The 19,583-nt window shown below is 69.1% G+C and carries 15 protein-coding genes and 4 pseudogenes; 11 read left to right on the plus strand and 8 right to left on the minus strand.

Annotated elements, in window-relative coordinates; all coding sequences use genetic code 11:
• Positions 1 to 90: 90 nt before the first annotated feature.
• Positions 91 to 1,518, plus strand: coding sequence for a DUF4157 domain-containing protein (locus tag ACFYMM_RS38600; protein ID WP_388395973.1), 1,428 nt, complete (start codon positions 91 to 93; stop codon positions 1,516 to 1,518).
• Between the two features lie 63 nt (positions 1,519 to 1,581).
• Here the strand turns inward: ACFYMM_RS38600 and ACFYMM_RS38605 are convergent, their stop codons facing one another.
• From ACFYMM_RS38605 to ACFYMM_RS38620, 4 genes are all read right to left on the minus strand, one after another.
• Positions 1,582 to 3,615 (minus strand): AAA family ATPase, encoded by a 2,034-nt coding sequence (locus ACFYMM_RS38605; RefSeq protein WP_388396015.1) that lies wholly within the window; start codon positions 3,613 to 3,615, stop codon positions 1,582 to 1,584.
• Between the two features lie 53 nt (positions 3,616 to 3,668).
• On the minus strand, positions 3,669 to 4,373 hold the full coding sequence (locus tag ACFYMM_RS38610; protein ID WP_388395975.1) for a DUF4255 domain-containing protein: 705 nt from the start codon (positions 4,371 to 4,373) through the stop codon (positions 3,669 to 3,671).
• Positions 4,370 to 7,525, minus strand: coding sequence for a hypothetical protein (locus ACFYMM_RS38615; protein ID WP_388395979.1), 3,156 nt, complete (start codon positions 7,523 to 7,525; stop codon positions 4,370 to 4,372). Before ACFYMM_RS38615 ends, ACFYMM_RS38610 begins: the two co-directional genes overlap by 4 nt.
• 195 nt (positions 7,526 to 7,720) lie before the next feature.
• Positions 7,721 to 8,380, minus strand: a complete 660-nt coding sequence (locus ACFYMM_RS38620) for a LuxR C-terminal-related transcriptional regulator (RefSeq protein WP_388395982.1) — start codon at positions 8,378 to 8,380, stop codon at positions 7,721 to 7,723.
• Positions 8,381 to 8,585: 205 nt separating this feature from the next.
• On the opposite strand from ACFYMM_RS38620, the gene ACFYMM_RS38625 reads away from it, so the two are divergent.
• A complete protein-coding gene (locus tag ACFYMM_RS38625; protein WP_388395985.1) occupies positions 8,586 to 9,917 on the plus strand; it encodes a hydrolytic protein in 1,332 nt (443 codons plus the stop codon).
• 352 nt (positions 9,918 to 10,269) lie between these two features.
• Here ACFYMM_RS38625 and ACFYMM_RS38630 read toward each other — a convergent pair.
• Together ACFYMM_RS38630 and ACFYMM_RS38635 are read right to left on the minus strand one after the other, a co-directional pair.
• A pseudogene (locus ACFYMM_RS38630) lies at positions 10,270 to 11,740 on the minus strand (IS3 family transposase).
• Positions 11,741 to 11,812: 72 nt separating this feature from the next.
• A pseudogene (locus ACFYMM_RS38635) lies at positions 11,813 to 12,063 on the minus strand (PHP domain-containing protein); the annotation flags it as partial.
• 459 nt (positions 12,064 to 12,522) lie between these two features.
• Here ACFYMM_RS38635 and ACFYMM_RS38640 point away from each other — a divergent pair.
• Both ACFYMM_RS38640 and ACFYMM_RS38645 read left to right on the plus strand, forming a co-directional pair.
• Positions 12,523 to 12,999 (plus strand): hypothetical protein, encoded by a 477-nt coding sequence (locus ACFYMM_RS38640; RefSeq protein WP_388395988.1) that lies wholly within the window; start codon positions 12,523 to 12,525, stop codon positions 12,997 to 12,999.
• Between the two features lie 200 nt (positions 13,000 to 13,199).
• Positions 13,200 to 14,048 (plus strand): hypothetical protein, encoded by an 849-nt coding sequence (locus tag ACFYMM_RS38645; protein WP_388395989.1) that lies wholly within the window; start codon positions 13,200 to 13,202, stop codon positions 14,046 to 14,048.
• Between the two features lie 366 nt (positions 14,049 to 14,414).
• Here ACFYMM_RS38645 and ACFYMM_RS38650 read toward each other — a convergent pair whose 3' ends face one another.
• The gene (locus tag ACFYMM_RS38650; RefSeq protein ID WP_388396017.1) at positions 14,415 to 15,014 is read right to left on the minus strand and encodes a TetR/AcrR family transcriptional regulator; all 600 of its coding nucleotides are present in this window, start codon (positions 15,012 to 15,014) and stop codon (positions 14,415 to 14,417) included.
• 55 nt (positions 15,015 to 15,069) lie between these two features.
• Here ACFYMM_RS38650 and ACFYMM_RS38655 point away from each other — a divergent pair, with 55 nt between their 5' ends.
• The 6 genes and pseudogenes from ACFYMM_RS38655 (at position 15,070) to ACFYMM_RS38680 (ending at position 18,097) form a co-directional block, all read left to right on the plus strand.
• Entirely contained in the window at positions 15,070 to 15,534 is a 465-nt protein-coding gene (locus ACFYMM_RS38655) for an SRPBCC family protein (protein WP_388395992.1), read from the plus strand.
• Positions 15,535 to 15,540: 6 nt separating this feature from the next.
• Positions 15,541 to 15,705 (plus strand): hypothetical protein, encoded by a 165-nt coding sequence (locus tag ACFYMM_RS38660; protein WP_388395994.1) that lies wholly within the window; start codon positions 15,541 to 15,543, stop codon positions 15,703 to 15,705.
• Positions 15,706 to 16,189: 484 nt separating this feature from the next.
• Positions 16,190 to 16,657 carry a phosphotransferase gene (locus ACFYMM_RS38665; RefSeq protein WP_388395996.1) on the plus strand — a complete coding sequence of 156 codons (468 nt, stop codon included), beginning with the start codon at positions 16,190 to 16,192 and terminating at the stop codon, positions 16,655 to 16,657.
• Positions 16,658 to 16,874: 217 nt separating this feature from the next.
• Complete coding sequence (locus ACFYMM_RS38670) at positions 16,875 to 17,189, plus strand: hypothetical protein (RefSeq protein WP_388395998.1); 315 nt, start codon at positions 16,875 to 16,877, stop codon at positions 17,187 to 17,189.
• 280 nt (positions 17,190 to 17,469) lie between these two features.
• Positions 17,470 to 17,910: pseudogene (locus ACFYMM_RS38675) on the plus strand (transposase family protein); the annotation flags it as partial.
• Positions 17,879 to 18,097 (plus strand): transposase family protein, encoded by a 219-nt coding sequence (locus ACFYMM_RS38680; protein WP_388396001.1) that lies wholly within the window; start codon positions 17,879 to 17,881, stop codon positions 18,095 to 18,097. The pseudogene ACFYMM_RS38675 and the gene ACFYMM_RS38680, both read left to right, overlap by 32 nt.
• A gap of 38 nt (positions 18,098 to 18,135) precedes the next feature.
• On the opposite strand, the gene ACFYMM_RS38685 is transcribed toward ACFYMM_RS38680, so the two are convergent.
• Complete coding sequence (locus ACFYMM_RS38685) at positions 18,136 to 18,684, minus strand: putative immunity protein (protein ID WP_388396004.1); 549 nt, start codon at positions 18,682 to 18,684, stop codon at positions 18,136 to 18,138.
• Positions 18,685 to 18,992: 308 nt separating this feature from the next.
• Here ACFYMM_RS38685 and ACFYMM_RS38690 point away from each other — a divergent pair.
• Positions 18,993 to 19,583: pseudogene (locus ACFYMM_RS38690) on the plus strand (transposase); the annotation flags it as partial.

Consider the following 19,583-nt stretch of genomic DNA (forward strand, 5'->3'; position numbering starts at 1 on the left):
GAGGCCGAGCAGCCGGTGCGCGGCGCAGCCGCCGCCCGACGGGAGACGTCCTCGGCCGGCGCCGCCGTCCCGCCCCCGCTCACCGCCGACGTGCTGCGGGCGGCGCAGGGCGGCGCGGGCAACGCCGCGGTGACCGGCATGATCGCCCGCCGCGCCCGACGCGCGCCCGCCCAGGTGCACGAGGACGCTCACTCGGCGCATCAGCACGGCGCGGGACACGACCGGGAAGCCGCAGCGCAGCCAGGCGCCGCCGACGCGGTGAACTCCGTGGTGCGGTCCGCCGGCAGCCGACTGCCCGCCTCGCTGCAGCGGGAGATGGAAACCCGCTTCTCGGGCGAGGACTTCTCCGACGTCGCGGTCCACACCGGCGCCGCTGCCCGGCGTTCCGCCGAGGCGGTCGGCGCCGAGGCGTACACCACCGGCACCCGTCACATCGTGTTGCGCGGCGCGATCGACAAGAAGACCCTCGCGCACGAACTGGAGCACGTCCGCCAGCAGCGTGCAGGAGCCGTGGCCGGTACCGACGACGGCAGCGGCCTGAGCATCAGCGACCCCTCCGACCGGTTCGAAAGGTCGGCCGAACGCAAGGCCGAGCAGGTGATGCGGGGCGGAGCGGACATCCAGCGCTCGGTCAAGGACCACACCGCCGACGCCGCGCCCCGGACGACCGAGGCGTCGGCCGAGGTGCAGCGCATGCCCCCCAAGAAGAAGCAGACGAAAAAACCGGCGGGAGACAACCCACCCGCCGCAGCTGCCACTTCCTCGAAGACCGTGTTCGAGGAAATAATGGAGTACTTCGACGGACGCAGCGAAGAATTCAAGGCAAAGAAGCAGAACGAGAAGGAGTACATCCTCGAACAGATCGGAATCGAACCCGGAGGGGATCTTTTCACGCTCGACGAAGTAAAGAATGACGAGTCGACGCTGGACGCTCTTCTCGCGGAGATCGAGACCGCGAAACACGCGTCCGGGTTCGCGGGTACGGGCGGCGGCAGCAGTGACTGGGCGGCGAGCGCGGTCACTTCGGCACATGCGGAGATGCGGGCGGACCATCCGATCTGGGGCGACAGGACGACCCTCCATCACAAGATCTCCCGTAGCGAGTTGGACGCTGTACTCGCCTCGGCCGAGAGGGACAGGGCGAACGCGAAACCGCTGTTCGAGTTCCTGGACGAGGTACGGACGGTACTTGGCTCGACCGCGGGGAACAAAAAAGCCCTGCACAACATGCCGGCCAACCTGGAAATGGGACCGGCGAGTGACACGAGGACAGGCGACCCGGGGTCCGGAAGCGACTTCAACTACACGCCTGCAGGCGCGATGACGCCACGGTCGAGCGAGTTGAAGGACGCACTGAGCTTGGCGAACGCGCCCGCCGTCGACTGGGGGGCCGTTGCGGACAAGCTGAGGGAGGCGCAGCGCCTTCACGAAAAAGAGTACGGAGGCGCGATACTCTCCCCGCCCGCCCTCGAACGGTGGGAGAAAGTGGGCGCCAAGTGGAAGAAGGCCTCCGACTGAGGTCTTCCGTGTCGAGACCGGGGGGAGACGGTTCCGCCGTCTTCGGGCCCCGCCGCCCGCGTCTCAGGCGTCGAGGGCGTCCGCCAGGTAAGGCCCGAACTCGCCCTCCAGGACCAGCCGTCCCAGTTTGCGGTACTCCTGCGCGACCGCCCTCACCAGCTGCCGCATGCTGAGCGGGCTGCGAGACTCGGCCGCGAGGTAGGCCGCGGTCACCGCACACGCCCGGATGGAGCCGCCGGCCAGTTCGAAGCGGTCCGCGCAGAAGGCGAGGTCCAGGTCCTCGGCCCGGGGCAGCCGGTCGCCCAGGCACCGTTCCCACAGGGCGAGGCGCTGGCCGGCGTCGGGCACCGGGAAGTCCGCCACCACGTCCAGGCGGCGGGTAAAGGCCTCGTCCAGGTTGGCTCGCAGGTTGGTGGTCAGCACCGCGATCCCGTCGAACGACTCCATGCGCTGCAGCAGGTACGCCGACTCGATGTTGGCGTGCCGGTCGTGCGCGCCCTTCACCTCGGAGCGCTTGCCGAAGATCGCGTCGGCCTCGTCGAAGAGCAGCACCGCGTTGACCGCGGACGCCTCGGCGAAGATCCGCTCCAGGTTCTTCTCGGTCTCCCCCACGTACTTGTCGACGACCGTGGACAGGTCCACCACGTACAGGTCCATGCCCAGGTCCGCCGCGACGACCTCGGCGGACATGGTCTTGCCGGTGCCCGACTCGCCGGCGAACAGCGCGATCACGCCGCGCCCCCGGCCGCCGCCGGGCCGCATCCCCCACTGCCCGAGCACCTGCTCGCGATGGCGGGCGCGCAGCGCGAGTTCGCGCAGCCTCCGGTGAGTGGTCGGGGGCAGCACGAGGTCGTCCCAGCCGACTCCAGGCTCCACGCGGCGGGCGAGCCGGTCGAGCCCGGCGCCGTTCTGGGCCCGTACGGCGGTGCGCAGGTCGTCGGGGAGGACCGGGCGGCCCGCGAGGGTGGCCGTGCGCACCGCCACGTCGGCGGCGCGGCGCAACTGCCCGGCATCCAGGCGGTGCGCGGCGACCGCGCGGGCGAGCTCATCGGCGTCGCCGGTCCCGGAGCCGTTGCCGAAGCCATGGCCAGGGCTGTCACCGGCGGCCCGGTCGAGGGCGTGCCGCCAGCGCGCGGCCTGCCGCTCGGGAGTGGGCGCCGGCACGGTCAGGACCACGGGGGTGTCGGCAGCCCACAGCGGATCCCAGCCGAGGGTGCCGTGCGTGAGCAGGGGGATCCCGCGCAGCGCCGAGCACAACGCCCCCAGCGTGCGGGCCCGTTCGGCGGGTTCCCCGGGCAGCGCTTCCAGGGGGCCGAGGACGACCCCGGCACCCGTCAGGCGGGCTTCGAGCGCGGCCACGCGGGCGAGCGCCGGTACGTCGCCGGGGCGCCGGGCGAGTGCCGCTGCGTCCAGGACGAGCGGGCGCAGCCCGGCCGCGTGCAGGGCTGCTACGGCCAGCCCCTCGGCGTCGCCGCCCCGGCTGCGCAGTTGGACGAGGCCGGTGCCGGCCGCGGCCGCGGCCCGGTGGACGTCCGCCGCCTCGGCGGTCGGGTCCTCGCGGGCCTCGCCGAGCACCCCGACGAGCCGAGCGTCGGGCTGCGCGCTCCCCAGGAGGTGTCCGGTGACCCGGTCGGGAACCACCAACACCCGGGACAACGGTGGCCGTTCGGGCTCGGTTACCTCCACCAGACCACTCGCGACCAGCGCCGCTTCGGGGGCCAGCCGGAAACGCGCGGACGCCGCCCCCACGAGCCCGCACAGCTCCAGGGCGAGCCCGACCGTGGGCCGACGACGCGTCAGGTCGTCGTTGAGGTAGCCGTAGAGCCGTTCGAACCGCGCGTCCAGGTCAGGCGCCACCGCAACGAGCAGCAGGTCCAGATCCAGCGAGGACAGGCCGAATCGCGCGGCGAGACCGCCGAGGACGGAGCCGGCCGGGGGATGCGAGGGTTCGTGAGCGGGTACGTCGAGGCCGCCCGGTTCGTCCAGGACGCGGGCGACTGCCTCGGGAGTGAGGTACTGGCCACGGTAGGGGTCGTCGGGATCGGGATCGGCGGCGCGCCGGACGGCCACCGCGTGCCGCACCCGTTCCTCGACCATGCGGAGCCGCACCCACAGGTGCTCCACTTCGGCGACCGCCTCGGCAGTGTGCGTCACGGCTGGCGGCCCCCCCTGCGGCGGCGACGGGCGGGCGCGGGCGGGCGTTCACGCGGGCCGGCGTAGCCGCCGTCCGGACCCGGGTCACTTGTTTCCGTGTAGCGCAGCCTGCGCCCCCGCCCCGCGTCCTCGCTGCGGGAGGTGGCGCGCACGACGAGACCTTCGGTGACCGGCGGTGCGGCGGCCTTGGTGATGCCGGCGAGCGGCGCCCGCACCTGCAGCGAGAGGGAGGCCTTCAGTTCGCCGCCCATGGCCGACCACACGTCGGAGGCGGCCGGTGCGTCGGACCCGGTTCCGGCGGTGTCCAGGCCCACGGTCAGGCCGAGTTCGGCGAGCGTGCCGGTGAGCAGCCGCGCGGGCAGCGTGTCGGTGCTCACCAGCGTCGCGAGCACCTGCGACAGCAGCCGGTGTTCGTCCTGCGGGCGGGTCGCCCACGCCGTGACCAGGTACGTCAGCTCGAACCAGCGCGGCGGGGAGCGCCGCGCCACGAGGTGGCCGTCCTCGTCGTACACCTCTGCGGAGCCACTGCCGCGCCGGACGGCGTCTTCCCGGATGTCGTACAGGAAGACGCAGACCGTCGGGGCGCTGCGGCGCGCGGCCCAGTCCCGGGTGGGGGCGTCGAAGACGACGTCGACGCCCGACGCCTCTAGGCCGGACTCGCCGAGCAGCCGGCGCAGCCCCTCGTCGACCTCGTGGATCACCGGCGGGTCACCTCGTCCGGCGGCTGCACGCTGCCGGTGACCACCAGGAAGCCGGTCGTCACCGGGGAGAACCCGGGGCCCTTGGCGGTGATGATCCGGGGCCCGGTCTCATCCTTGGCGAGGATGAGCAGCTGGCCGATGAAGGTGCCGTTCGGCAGCGGAATGGTGGGCGCCGCCGCCGCGGTGATCCCCGGCTTCCAGGTGAACCGCACCGGCACGCCCGGCGGGAAGTCCTTGCCGCGCACCGAGGTGACGAAGCCGGGCTTGCCGATCGCCGGCACGGCGATGATGCGCGGCTGGAGGATGCGCAGCCGCTCCCGGGCGCTGTTGTCGCCCTTGTCGGCGTCCGTCCCGGTGGTGGTCAGCTTGCCGGTGATGTGGGTGGTCAGTGCCTTCTTGGGGCTGAGGACGACCTGCACGACGGTACTCGCGCCCTGGTCCAGGTCCGGCAGCGCGCACACCCAGTTCTTGTCGCAGCCCTCCGGCTGCCCGTTGTTCGGGATGCTCTTGGGCAGCCCGATGTGCAGCCGCAGTCCGGTCGCCAGCGCGTTGCGGCCGTTGCGCACGGTGTACGTGACCACGACGCGCCCGCCGACGTATCCGGGGTTCGGCTGGGCGGTGAGGCGGAGACCGGGCCCGGCGTCGGGCTCACCCGGAGTCGGGGGCACGGTGGGCGGAGAGGTGGGTGTCGGCGTGGGTGTCGGGGGCGTCGGGGGCGTGGCCTGGACGACCGGCACCACGGTGCGGCCCGTGTTGTCGCTGGGCAGCGGATCGAGGACGGTGCCGGTGACCGACCAGTCGATCGGCGCGTTGCCGGGGGTGACCCCTGTGGCGGTGACGGTCACCAGCACGGTGGTGCCGGGCTGCACGACACCGACGGTGCACTGGAGGGAGGCTGCGTCGCAGGTGCCCCCGGGATAGGTCAGCTTGGTGATCTGCACGCCGGTCGGCGGGGCGATGGTCAGCTTGGTGCCGGGGGAAGCAGCAGGGCCATTGTTGACGACATGGACACGAATGGTGGTGGTCTTGCCGACAGTGACCGCCGGGACGGTGCCGGGCGCGTTCACTGCGAGGTCCACGGACTGCTGGACGCTGGGTTCCTTCTGCCGGCCCCCGAGCTCCGCGGTGAGCGGGGTGAGGTCGCCGGACGCGACGTCCAACAAGCGTAGTTTCTCGGGGCTGTTGGCGGCGACCTCGGCACGAGAGCTGATCACCAGGCCCTTGCCGTCGGCCGTCCAGGCGGCGTCCCGGGGCTGGAACGGACCAGTGGTCGAGGTGTCCGGCAGATCCGTCTGGCAGGCGCCGGGGACGTTGCGCGCGGCGGTGGGCAGCAGAACCTTGCAGTCGTCACCCGACAGGGACGTAAGGAGGATGCCGTCGCGTTCATCGACTGCGCCGCCGCCGCTCTTGCGGTTGAAGGCGATGGTGAGGCCGTCCGGGGAGAACGCCGGACTGTCGTCGATGACCTGGCAGTTGCCCGGGCAGATCTTGGCGCTCAGGTCGCGCTGCTGGTCCAGGTGGTTCACCGGCACGGTCCAGATGTGCTTGTTGCCGCCGCTCCCGCCGATCACCTCGTTGCGGGTGAAGGCCAGGGTGGTGCCGTCGGAGGACCAGGTGGGCTGGGCATCCTCGCCCTGCTGCTGCCCGGCCGGCGGGGTGATCTGGCCGGTGATCGCGCCGGTCGCCGCGTCGGCGATGAGGATGCGGCTGGGGCCCGCGGCGTCCCGGACGCCGCCCGGCGACGTCCGGGTGAAGGCGAGGTACTTGCCGTCCGGGGAGAACGTCGGGTCGGTGTCCCAGTCCGTCGCGCCGCGTCCCGCGAGGGGCATGGCCTGCGCATTGGTGCCGTCGGCGTCCGCGAGCCAGATCCGCTCGATCCGCTGATTGTCGGCGTTGGTCTCGAAGCGGGTGACGACGATCCGGCGGCCGTCGGGCGTGTAGTTCTGCCGTTCGGTCCACGGGTCGGAGCCGGCGGCGGGCTGGAACAGCGGGTCCTTGGTGGGATCAGTATTGGTGTCGGCCGCCGGGTCCTCGTTGAGGATCGTAAGGTTCAGGTCGCGTGGGTCGGACCCGTCGATGCGGGCGTCCTGCAGCGTCACCACGTGCGGATTGGCCGCCGAGTCGCGCTCCACCACCACGCCGCCGCCGTTGACCGGTCCCAGCCAGGTGGGTGAGAGGACCTCCCGGTTCTCGTTGAGCACCAGCCCGGGCTCTGTGTCCGCGTGTGCAGTCGACTTGAACACGTGGTCATAGTCGCCCTCGCACGTGCAGGTGATCTCGGGGCTGAGGAACACCAACTGGTCCCCGTCGGGCAACCACGATGCCCCGTGGGCACGCCACCCCGCGTAATTGCCCGCGAACAGCGCCTCGTCACTGGTCCCGTTGGTGATCCGCAGCCGGGGCACGGACTGCCCGTTCTCGGTGGTGGTGGAGGTGTACGCGATCCAGTCCCGGTTCACGTCGTCGTTCACCGGGTTCCACGCCGGCTCGGAGGCCGTGCCGTTCGCCGGGGAGGTGATCCGGGTGGCGGTGCCGCCGTTCAGGGGCCGTACGTAGATCTGCTCGCCGACCAGCGGATCGCTGTCGCTGCTGTACGCGATGCGCTGCCCGTCGGGGGACACCGTCGGGCACTCCTCGTTGGCGGAGGTGTCGGTGAGCCGCGTCAGGCCGGTGCCGTCGGTGCGTACCAGCCACAGGTCGCGCTGCGTCCCGCCGCCGGTGCCGCCGGGTTCGGCCGAGTCGAACACCACGGACTGCCCGTCCGGCGTCAGCCGGGGGTGCGCCGCGTCCCGGCCGGTGGTCAGACGCCGTACCGAACCGTCCGCGGCCCGCAGGTAGACCTGCGGGTTCTTCTCGTCGCGGCGACTCGCGAAGACCATCTGGTCACCGAGCGCGGACGGCTGCACATCGTTGTGGACGGGGCCGTCGCCGAACAGCGGTGTGCTGGAGGTGGTCGAGGCCACCGTGCCGAGGCTCCGGTGCCGGGTGCCCGCGTACGCGACGCGGGTGTCCGTGACGTCGGCCGCGCGCGGGGCGGAGGCGGCGCTGCCCTGTCCGGAGGCCGCCGTCACCCCGAGCAGCGGGATCAGCAGCAGCAACGACGTTCCGAGTCTCCCCAGGCGGTACCGGCCGCCGGGGTCAGCCGTTCCCATCACGGTCCCCTTCGCAGTCTGGTGCGGCATCCCGATGTACCCATCCGGATCGCCTCCGCCACCCTGTACCGGACGTGCGCGGCGCGGCAGGGCGGCGGGGCCGTACCCGAGGGAAACGCGCGGTGCGCTTTCGGGCAGTGCGGGTTTCCCGTAGGTCTCTCCCGGCTTGTTACCCCTGCGGCGTCAACACCGGTGTCAGATAAGTCCGTTGCGCAGTGCGTAACCCACCGCGTGGGCTCGGTTACGCAGTTGAAGGCGCGTGATTATCTCGTGCAGGACATTCTTGACGGTCCGTTCCGAGTACGAGGTCTTGCGGGCGATCTCCGCGGTGTCCAAGCCCTCCGACACCAAGCGCAGCATGTCCACCTCGCGCGTGGTCAGCGTGGACAGCGACAGGCCCCGCGGGTCGACAGCCGAGCGCTGGAGGCTGCTCACATGGCTGAGCAGCTTGCCGAGCAGGTCGCCGGGGAGCATACCCTCCCCGTTGGCTATCGCCTGGACCAGTTGGAGAAGTTGGTCCTGGTGCGCGTCGGAGCGCCGCAGCACCGCCGCGACGCCGCACTCTATGACGCGTTGCAGCGCGCCGGATCCGAGGGTGCCGACCACGAGGCCGGTGCGGGTGGCGGTGTTGAGCCGCAGCCGGTCCAGCAGGGCCGCCACGTCGTCGTCCACGGTGTCCACGACCACCAGTGACGCCTGGGCCCGCTCCGCGTCGGCGTCGTCGAGCAGGTCGACTTCGGGGCGCTGGCGCAGCTGGTGGACGACGCCGACGCGCAGGACCGGATCGGCGGCGTACACGGCCACCGTCACCCGGCTCCGGCGTCCGGGCAGGCTCTTGTCTTGTGCACAGGACATGGGGGTTTACCTGTTTCATGAATTCGCGGGGGCTGGGCGCTGGGGCGTGGCGAACACCGGAGGGCGGCGCGCGGGCTGTGACGGGAAGCAGCAATGCCGCGTGGATACATAGGAGTTGCCGGTGACTGTCGGGGCATCGCGACTGCCCGCATCTTGCCCTCGCGTTCCTCGCGGCACGCCCGGACGTGTTTCTACGGTGGTAGGCGTGACGCCTTCCGCAGCCTCTTCCGGCCCTGGTGCGCCCGGCCTCGACATCCCGGCCGTGACCGTGGCACCGGGTGACATCGCCACGACCACTCTGACCGTCCGCAACGACAGCGACATCGTCGAGGCGTACAGCCTGGAGGTCGTCGGGGACTGCGCCTCCTGGACCACCGTCGAACCCGCACGGGTCTCGCTCTACCCCGGCACCTCCGAAACGGTGACGCTCCGTCTGGAGCCGCCGCGCTCCCCGGAGATCCGGGCCGGCGAAATGCCGCTGGGTGTGCGGGTTCTGCCGGCCGAGCACCCCGATGCGGTGCAGGTCCTCGAAACCACCGTGCACATCGAGGAGTTCCGCGAGCTGCGCACCGAGCTGGCCCCGCGCCGTCGGCGCGGCTGGCTGCGCGGCCGCTACCGGCTGGCGGTCCAGAACCAGGGCAACACCCCGGCGCAGGTGTGCTTCACCCCCGGCCAGGCGGGCGAGGAGCTGGCGTTCGCCTTCAACCCGGCGAAGCCGAAGCTGGAGCCCGGCGAATCGGCGGAGGTCGGACTGCGCGTCCGCACCGGCAAACCGGTGTGGTTCGGCTCCCCGGTGATGTGGCCGTTCACCGTCGACACCACTGACGACCGGGAGCAGGACGAACAACCCAGCTCGTACGACACCGTTGTCCGAACGCCGCTGGACGCCGAGTTCGTCCAGATCCCGATCTTCCCCAAGTGGCTGCTCGCACTGCTTGCCGCGCTGCTCGCACTGCTGATCGCCTGGTTCGCACTGGTCCGTCCGGCGGTGCGCAGCGCAGCCAAGGACGCGGCCGACGAGGCGGTCCAGGCACGGCCCACTCCTGTCGGACAGCAGACTCCCGGCAGCGGCGCCGGTTCGGCCGGTCCCGGCACCCAGGGGTCGGGCGCGTCGGCCGGAGCGGGCGGCGGCAGCTCGGGCGGCGGTGGCGGCGGCACCTCGACCGGCAACGGCAGCGGCCAGCAGAGCTCGCAGACCATCGACGTGCAGACGGCGAGCGGGGAGACCAAGACCGGCACCTACACGGTGCCCAAGGACAGCATCTTCGGGGTCACGGACATCGTCGTCGCCAACTTTCAGGGCGACGAGGGGGTGTTGACGATCTCCTTCGGCGACCGCAAGATCACCACTATCGCGATGGAGACCTTCCGCAACCAGGACTATCACTGGGTCACCCCCATCAAGATCCCCGAGGGCGACGCCGTGTCCATCGAGGTGACCTGCAACAAGCCGGGCACCCCGGCCACCGGCCTTCGGGCAAAGGGTTGTCACGAGGTCCTGAACGTGAGCGGCCTGCTCAGCAGCACCAAGCAATGACTCGAACCTCTCCACTTGCAACCCATTGTCGATCGGTAAAGACGCGATCTGCCAAGCGATGGGTCTTCTTTCACTTGGATCAGTCCTGAAATCGACAGCCCAGGTCTGAAAACCAACACCCGTCAACCCAGGTCAGCGGCCTGGGGTTGCTCTGTTGCACGGGTCAACTGCCGATCCCGTGCTGCCCTGGCATGGTCGACCGACCGAGGGGCGATGCAGATCCCCACAACCCCGTCCAGGCCCTGATCACCCAACGCACCCGGGAGAGTGGTCGGTGCCGGCACACGGTGCCCACCGACCTGCTGACCGGTGGCTCGGAACCTGTCAAAGCGATCAAGGCAAGTAGATCGTTCTAACGCTGTGCCGGGATCAGTGGGCCGTCTGGTGCCGACTTGTTGATCCAGGCCGCTGCGGGGACCTTCGGGGGCTCCGGTGGCTTGCGGACGAAGCGTTCGGGGTGCTTCGCGTAGACCGCCAGGAGGACGTCGGCACGCATCTCGCGGAGCTGTTCGGCGAGGCCGAAGTGCACGTCGTAGGGCGTGTGCAGGCCGATCCCGGAGTTCCGGTGCTCCTCGTTGCACCAGGTGAAGAACTGGGTGCACCACGCCCGGGCGTCCTCGAGTGATCCGAAACGCTCGGGAAAGTCGTGCCGGTATTTCAGGGTCTTGTACTGGCTCTCGCTGTACGGGTTGTCGTTCGACGTCTTCGGCCGCGAATGGGACTTGGCGACGCCGAGACCGGCCATCACCTGGGCGACGTTCTGCGCGACCATCGGGGACCCTCGGTCCGAGTGGATCGTCAACTGGCCTGGCACGATGGCATACTTGGCGATCGTCTCGGACAGGAACCGCTCGGCGAGGTCCTTGTTCTCCCGGTCGGCGATCATCCAGCCGACCGTGTAGCGGCTGAAGATGTCGATGATCGTGTAGAGGCAGTAGTAGACGCCCTTGACCGGGCCTTTCAGCTTCGTGATATCCCAGCTCCAGACCCGGTTCGGGCCCTCGGCGACCAGCTCGGGAACGGTCCGGGGCGGATGGACGGCCTGGCGGCGGCGTTCACGGACCTCGCCGCGCCGTCGCAGGAGCCGATACCTCGTCGACTCCGAGCACAGGTAGACACCTCGGTCGAGGAGGACCGCGTAGATCTCGGCGGGCGCCATGTCGGCGAACTCCGGGGAGTGGAGCACATCGAGACCCGTATCTCCTCATCCGGGGTGAGCGCGCGGGGCTGTCGGCGCCGTTCCCGTCGCGGCTTGGCCGGGGCGGGGCTTTGGCGGTGGTGGCGGTAGTAGGCGGCCCGGCTCACGCCGAGCGCGGCCCATGCCTGGACGCGTCCGACCAGCCCGGTGAGCTCTTCGAGGGCGTGGTCGCGGGCGGTAGTGAACGCCACGGCCGCGGACCGGGCCCCGGTCACTGATCCCTCTCGCCGTTCTGGTTCGGGGCGCTGTCCGTGGCGAACTGGTCGAGCAGCGCGGAGAGTTTTCCCTGGACCTCGATGACCATGCGGGCTTTGGCGAGGTCGGCTTCCAGGCGGGCCTTCTCCGCCTTCAGCTTCGCGATCTCCCTGTCGCGCGGGTCCGCCTTCGGCCGTCCGGCCGGCGCGGCGAGCGCGTCCAGGGCGCCCTTGTCCCGTTGCTGCCGCCACGTCGTGATCAACGACGAGTACAGCCCCTCCCGCCGCAGCAGGGCACCCTTGCCCTTCTTGTCCAACGACTCGTACTCGGCGAGGATCCTCGTCTTGTACTCCGCCGTATACCGGCGCGGACCGGTCGAACGGGCTTCCACCTGCGGATCAGGGGTCCCGTGGTCATTCGTGCTGGCCACCCGGGCACTACTCCTTCTCCGCCCTCGACTCAATGAATCATGCAGTATGCCTGACTCGACCTATTTTGACATTAGAGGGTGCCCGGTCTTCGTGGTCACTTCCTCACCGAGAAGGATCAAGAAGTCATCGGCGGCCAGATGTCCCCATACATCGGGGACCGCGGCTGAGTTGTGCTCCGTCGTCGCGATGAAGTCGAGCCCGGCAGCGCGCGCCCGAACAGCAACTCTTCGGGGGTGAGCTCCCCGTCCGAGTGAACGGAGTGGACATGGCAGTCCCCGCGGTACCAGGCCGCCCTGCGTCCAACCGCCCGCGTCGACGGGAAGCTCAAACTGGACAAGGCTCTCCCCCCAAAGTCCTGTCGATCCAACGCGCGAGCAGGGCAACCCGTTCCAGCCCCACTACTGAGCGCCATCTCAGCTGAGACGTCAGACCAAGATCTCATTCTGAAACGATCAGTAAGTCAGACCTCCGGCTTCCTGGCGCAGCTTGCGTAACTCGCAAGCGAACGACTGAACCGGGCCTGCCGCCAGGTCCAGTTGGAGTTCACGACGACCCATCCCTGACTCGCCTCCCCCGTCGGTACCACGTAGCGGGCCTCAACCTACGCGTGGCCCTCACACCGCTACAACCATGCTGACCTGCTGTTTTCGGTCAATCACCAGCGGTGCTCGAGCGCCTTGGAGATTTTTTGCACGCCATAGAAGGGGGGTGCGCAACAACAAGCTGACCCAGAAACCTGGTGCGTGGCCACCCGTACACCTCAACCAGGAAGGACCATCACGTGGACTGGAAGAAGCAGGCTGCGCGCATCGGCGTCCCCGGTGCGGCAATCCTGGCCCTCGGTATGACGGCGTTTCCCGCGCACGCTGGAGGAGTGAACATCTCCAGCTGGCAGACGAAGCGTTGCAACACCGTCAACTGGTTCTGCCTGTACTACTACACGGGCGCTCAGGGGGCCGGCTGGGGTTACCCGCACGCTGATGCAAACGTCCATGACCTCGGCAACTATCGCTTCCCGAGCAACGACGGCGATGGGAGCGGTGAAGTCATCCGCAACAACGCCGAATCCGCCGAGGATGCCTCTGACTGCAATGTCGGGATCTGGGAGTATCCCAACTTCAACAACTACCAGTTCACCAGCGGAAACTACGACGTGCTGAGCCACTGGAGGGGCGGCAATCTGGGCCAGCTGAGCAACGACGAGGCCTCGATCGCGGTCTGGGACTCGACCTACTGCCCCGGCAGGGGCGAGGGCTGATTTCGACCGGTGGGGTGCCTCGCTGACGCGGCACCCCACCGCCACCGCTTCTACCTCCACCTCAGGGAGTTGCTGTGACATGTGCCCCTGGCCTCAGCTGGAAGACAGCGACGGCCGCACTGGTCGCCCTGGGAACCCTCAGCGCCTGCTCGGCGTCCCAGGAACACCGTTACGAGCCCCCCGCGGCTACCGCGACACCCGTGGTCTTCGACACCGCCAGGCTTCACCTGCCCATCGAAACCTACATGCTGACCCCATACGAGACCGTCGAGTACGACCACCTGAGCCACTTGCTGCTCGGCGACTGCATGCAGCGTTTCGGCTTCGACTATCCCGTGGCCTCGCTGCCTGGGCGCAACAGCACAGCCGTGCTGGGCTATACGATCCTCTATCGCAGGTACGGCCTCACGGACGATGCCGAGGCTCGCACATGGGGTTACCACCGACCACGTCAGACTCCCAGCACCCGCTCCCGCGGAGCGACCGCAACCGGCAAGAAGCTCATGGACTACCCACCGGCCGCCAGGCTTGTCCTGCTGGGTGCCGCGTCCACAGCACACAAGGCCGTACAGACACCCTCCGGTGAGCGCACCGTGCCGCCGGGGGGCTGTGCGGGCGAGGCGTACCGTCGGCTGGAAAGTTCCTCCGCCAGCCCGCAGGGCCCAGGATCCGAGCCGGGCGGGCTGGTATCGCGGATCAAGCGGAAGAGTTTCGCGGACTCGATGCATGACTCCCGGGTGACCACCGTATTCCACGCCTGGGCTTCTTGCATGAAGTCACATGGTTATGAGGTGCGGTCCCCTCTTCAGGTCACCGTCGGCCTGGCCTCGATCCGCTCCCCCGCGCCGAGTGCTGAAGAGATCTCCCGTGCCGTCGCCGACACTGCATGCAAGAAAGACACCAATCTTGCCGACGTCTGGTACGCCGTCGAATCCGACTACCAAAAGGCGGCCATCACAGAGAACCGCTCAGCCCTTGCCGCCATCAAGAAAAAGGTCGGAGACCAGGCAGCCGTCATCCGCCGACTGGCCAGCAGCCGACGCCTCTGACAGGACGCACCAGGAGATGAGCGACAGTTTTCGTGGACCCTTCTTGCCGAGCGGAAAGCTCGCAAACCATAGACCACTTCAGGGCCCGGTCGCGCAGCGCGGGAGTACGCCAGCAGGCGGACAGTGTCCCGAAGGCGCAGGCTGAGGGGGTGGAGTGGCCCGTGGACGTCGCCTTCGCGCGGCCCGTGACGCAGCTGCCGACAGGCCCGTCGTGGGCTTACGAAATCAAGGTCGACGGTTCTCCAGACGCTTCGTATGTGTCTCAGAAACCTGCGAGGCAGGTCGAGGCGTACGTGTAGCTCCGGGACCGTTGTTAGAACGGTGGTATGACGTCTGGCCCAGTCGCTACGTCTGATCGGTGACTCGTCACTCCGAGCCGTAGTACAGCCGGAGGAACTCCTCCATCGCCGCGTCGACGCCGGCGCGGTCACCGGTGGCGAGCAGGTCCAGCAGCAGGCCGCGGACGGTGGCGAGTCCCAGCCTGGCCCGGTTCCGGGCCAGGGCAGGGTCCGCCCCCGCCCTGACCTCGGCGACCGCGAGCGGCTCCAGCCAGTCCGTAACGAGCCCTTCGAGGACCGGTGCGGCCTCGGGGCGGCCGCGAAGCGCGTGCCCGCAGATCTCGAAGAAGAGCCGCTCCTGACCGACCAGCCGAGGGTCCGTGAGCTGCCGCCACAGCAGTCGCGAGACATCGGCGGGCGAGAGGCCGGGCTCCATTCGGAGCCGGGACAGCACATCGCGCTGGCGCCGCTCCGACGTCCGGACGATCTCAACGAGCAGCTGTTCCTTGGAGCCGAAGTAGTGGATCAGCATGCGGTGACTGACACCGATCGCGGCGCCCAGCCTGCGCAGGCTCAGGTCTGCGATGCCGTGTGCCGCGACGTGGTCGACAGCCGCGTCCACCAGTTGTGCGCGCCGAGCCCTGTGCACGCCTTGCCTGGCCTCGCCCTCGGGATGCGAGCCATCCATGGTCACCACGTCACGATTGTACCAATCGGTACATGGCGCATGTACCGTGTGGTACATGAAGCCTGTCACCGTGTCGATCGACGTACCTCAGACTCCCGAGCAGGTCTACGGCTTCCTCGACGTCATGGCGAACCACGAGCGGTTCACCGACCACTACCTGACCAACTGGCGCTACACGGGCCCCGCCAGGGGCATCGGATCGTGCGCCACGGTCACCGCCGCGCTGGGCGGCACGAAGACCGACGTCACCATCGATGTCGTCGAGGCCGAGGCCCCTCGGCGCATCGTCGAACGCAACGTCAGCGGGGCCGGCCGACGGCAGGGCCGCGGCACCTACGCCATCGAACCGCTGCCCACCGGCGGGGCCCGCGTCTCGTTCACATACACGTGGGTACGGGCCCCGCTCGCCGACCGGATGCTGGCCCCCGTCGTACGGGCCACGATGCGGCACGCCAACCGCACGGTCATGCGACGCCTGGCCGCCGAGTTGGCTTGCCACGTGTCCGCCGCCGAATCCTGACGGCGTATGGGAAGCCCCTTCTCCCCGGTGCAGGCCTGCATCATCCGGTTCACGGCGAACGTTGTCCCAGACCCCGAGCACGCGGACACCGCCGACACCCTGGAAGCGATGCGCAACGAGCGCCTGGTGCTGGCGCACGCGGTGCACTCCGCACCCGGCGCGCACCGCTGACCGCACCGGTGCGCACCGGGTGGGAGCGCACCGGTGCGGTGAGCCTCCGCCAACTTGAAGTCGCAGGTCAAGGTGCTGGTGTGCTCGTCTGTCGGCGTGCTCGCGCTGGCCGTGAGCGGCAGTCTGAGCTGTAGATCACCTGGCGAAGCTGTCTCAAGCGCGGATCGAGTGCCGGACAATAGGCGATGGACGTAGCGATCAGGCAAGGTGGACGGATGCCTGAGTCGCCCTTGCCCGGAGGTTTCGTCAATGCGGTCGTTCGCGTCGGAGACACGGTGCGCCGTCCTGCTTCGGCTCGCACGAAGTTCGTGAGTGATCTGCTGAAGTTGCTTGAATCCAGTGGCTGGAGTGGTGCTCCGCGTTATCTCGGTATGGACGACGAGGGCCGTGAAGTCCTCAGTTACCTCGATGGCCATGTGGCATGGGAGCCGTGTCAACCCGCCACCGTGTCATCCGACGAGGGTCTGATGACGGTCGCCCGCTCGTGCGTGAGTTCCACGACCTGACGGCCGGCACCCGGCTGGCGGGAGACCAAGAGGTCGTGTGTCACAACGACCTGTCGCCCAAGAACACCGTCTATCGGCTACGCAGCGGCGAGCTTCGGCCGGCGGCGTTCATCGACTGGGACCTTGCTGCGCCGGGCGCGCGGATCCACGACATCGCTCATGTCTGCTGGCAGTACCTCGATCTGGGGCCCTCGGCCACCGACGTCGAGGAGGCGGCCCGGCGCATGAGGCTGATCGTCGACGGCTACGAGTTGTCGGACCGGCAACGTCTCGTGTCCACGATCTTGTGGTGGCAGGACCGGTGCTGGCGGGGCATCGAGGCCCAGGCCGATGCGGGTGACGTCGCCATGGCCCGGCTCCGTGACGCAGGGGCGGTGAGGCAGGTTCAGACGGCCTATCAGTGGGTTTCCGATCACCGGGACACATTGGAAAGCTCAGTGCGGTGAGCGCATGGGTTACGGTCGCGGTCGGTTCGCTGGTTCCTTCCCATGGCGGTCGGAGGGCCTTCTACGATCCGACGCATGCTGGATCCCGAACTACTGGAACGGATCACCGCGCGCCGTGCGGAACTCGACGAACTCGAAGAGCAGCTGGCCCAACAGCTGGCGGAGGTGCGGGGCCGAGCGTGACGAACTCGCCGTCGCCGAACGGGTCCTTGACCGCGTGAGCGAGCAGATCGCCGACGAACGCGCCTCGACCGCGACAGCACCCGGGCAGGTGGGCGGCCGGCCGGTGATGCTGATTCCGCACCGTACGCCGGAGGTGGAGGACACCATGCTCGCGCCGGACTACCAGCGCATCCTCGCGCCCGTGCGGCAGGCCGCCGGACCGGTCATGGCCCGGCAGGTCGGCGAGATACTGGGAGTCGACGTCACCGTACGGGCCAAGCTGGAACCGCTGCGGGGGAGGCTCGTCAGACTCGTTGATCGCGGCTGGCTGCGCAAACTCCCCGACGGCCGCTTCACCACTCGCCTGTGACCAGCGACGCCATCGCCCGAGGCAGTGCGCCAGAGGCGTAACCACGACGCCCCCGGCGACCGTTGGGATTTGTGTGACGAAAACCGAAGAACGCGCCGAGGACACCTGCCCACTTGTCTACCAGTGCCGCCTGTCGCTGTCCACGCGGACCGTCAACCACCTCTCCGACCTACTGCGCCGCCGTCTGAAGGCGATCCGGTCCAGGTGGCCAATCCTGACGCCCGGGAAGATCGCGGTGATCGTCCTGGCCGTGCTGCGCCACGACCAGCGCCTGGCCGACATGGCCGGCGGCAACAACGTCTCCGAGTCCACCGTCCGCCGATGGCGCGACGAACTGATCACCCTGCTCGCCGCGCAGGCCCCGCGCCTGGACCGCGCCCTGAAGAAGATCGTCGAGCAAGGCGGGGAGGTGGTCCTGATCGACGGCACCCTCATCCCCGCTCAGCGCCGCACCGGAAAGGCCGGCCGGCGGAACTACTCCGGTAAACGCCACCGGCACGGCCTGCACTTCCTCGCCCTCACCGACGAGAATGGCCGCCTGATCTGGATATCCGCCGCCCGGCCCGGCCGCACCCATGACAACACCGCCGCCCGCCACGACCACATCCTGGCCCACCTGCGCGCCGCCGGCCTCGGGGCCCTGGCGGACCTCGGATTCCCGCGGCCTAGACAACGACGTACTCGACCCCGTGATCGTCACCGGCTTCCACGCCAGCCGCACCCACAAGCTCACACCCGGCCAGAAGACCGCCAACCGGGTCCTCGCCGTCGGACGCGCACCGGTCGAACACGGCTTCGCCCACCTCAAGAACTGGCGGAGCCTGGCCAAGCTCCGTACCGATCCCGCCCGCGCCACCCACCTCCTGCGCGCCCTGCTCGTCCTGACGAACCTCGAAGTCAACCGCTGACGGATGCGAAGCCACGACGTCTGGACGCTGACCTTCGTTCACTCAACAAGGCTGAGTGAACGAAGGTCAGCGTCCAGCATGCGGATCAACTCACCGACCCGTCCGCCCCCACTCGGCGCCACCGGGAAGCGTTTGAGCACGTCAACGACGACCTGTGTCGCACGATGCACCGCCTGCTCCATGTTCTCGGCACCAACGCTCCGATCGTCGCCGGCGACGAGTTCGGCCGTTCTGGCCGCATAAGCGCCAGCTCCGAGAATGTGCTTGACCTGGGTGGCCTTGGCCAGCGGATGCAGGTAGGCGGCGCCTGCCGCAGACATCGCTGCCCACGCTGCCTCGCGCGCGGCCGCAGTGTCCGCGCTCTTGGCCGCCATGAGGGCTGCCGACGCTGTGTCGCGCGGAGATTTCCCGCGTTCGCCGCCCCGAGCGAACTCCCAGGCGGCGCTGATAGCGTCTCGAGGACGCGAGTCGTCCGGCCGATCGGCCTCGAATATCTCGAGCACCTCCTCCGCACACGCCGCGGCGAACGCGGCGACCTCACGAAGATCCTGCTTGCTCAGAACGATCTCGCTTACGTCCCCCGTCATGACTCCATCTTCCACGATTACGCTGGACAGCCAGTCGTTAGGGGCGGCTCCGGACCGCCGGACCCTCAGCGAGGAGAAACCAGCAAACCACCGCTGACAGACGATCTACTCCTCAGACAGCCGCCCACGACCAGCGCGAGTACCCGGAGAACCAGTCACACCAGCCCTTTGAGCTTCGACTTCAAGTTGGCGGAGGCTCACTGCTGAACTTGTCCACGGTCAGGCCATGGCCTAGGGAGCGTATCGAGTCGTGATCAATCTGCGGGATGCGCCTTCGTGGCACGGTCTGGTCCGGTAGACCGTCGTACGTGACGCGAGTGCAACTGACCGACGCGGAGCGGGATTTCATCGAGCCGTACCTGCCGATCGGCGAGTACGGCCCGTACCCCGAGCGGCTGCGGCAGCAGTTCGAGGGCGTGATCTGGCGGTTCAAGACGGGCGGCCAGTGGCGGGAGATGCCGACAGAGTTCGGTGCATGGTCGACCGTCCACAACCGCTTCCGGCAGTGGCGTGATGCCGGGGTCTTCGAGGCCCTGCTGGAGGGCTTGATCGCGGAAGCTGCGAAGCGCAGTGAGGTGGACCTGTCCCTGGTCAGCATCGACTCCACCACCGCCCGTGCCCACCACGACGCAGCCGGGATGCACCTCGACGAGGACGTCGTCACCGCCCTGGAGAAAGCCGCCGCCGAGGAGGAGAAGGCCAGGTCAAAGGGGGCGGCCTCGAAGAACAAAGAGGGCAGGAGACCGAAAGCGATCCCGCGCGGGAAGAACGACGACGCGTCCGGCGTCGGCGGAAACTCCGGCTGAAGGCCGCCCTCCTCGGACGCTCCAGGGGCGGGCAGACCAGCAAGGTCCACCTCGCCGCCGACCGCAAGTGCCGCCCGCTGGCGTTCATCCTGA

The organism is Streptomyces sp. NPDC006739 (assembly GCF_042869815.1).
Lineage (GTDB): Bacteria > Actinomycetota > Actinomycetes > Streptomycetales > Streptomycetaceae > Streptomyces.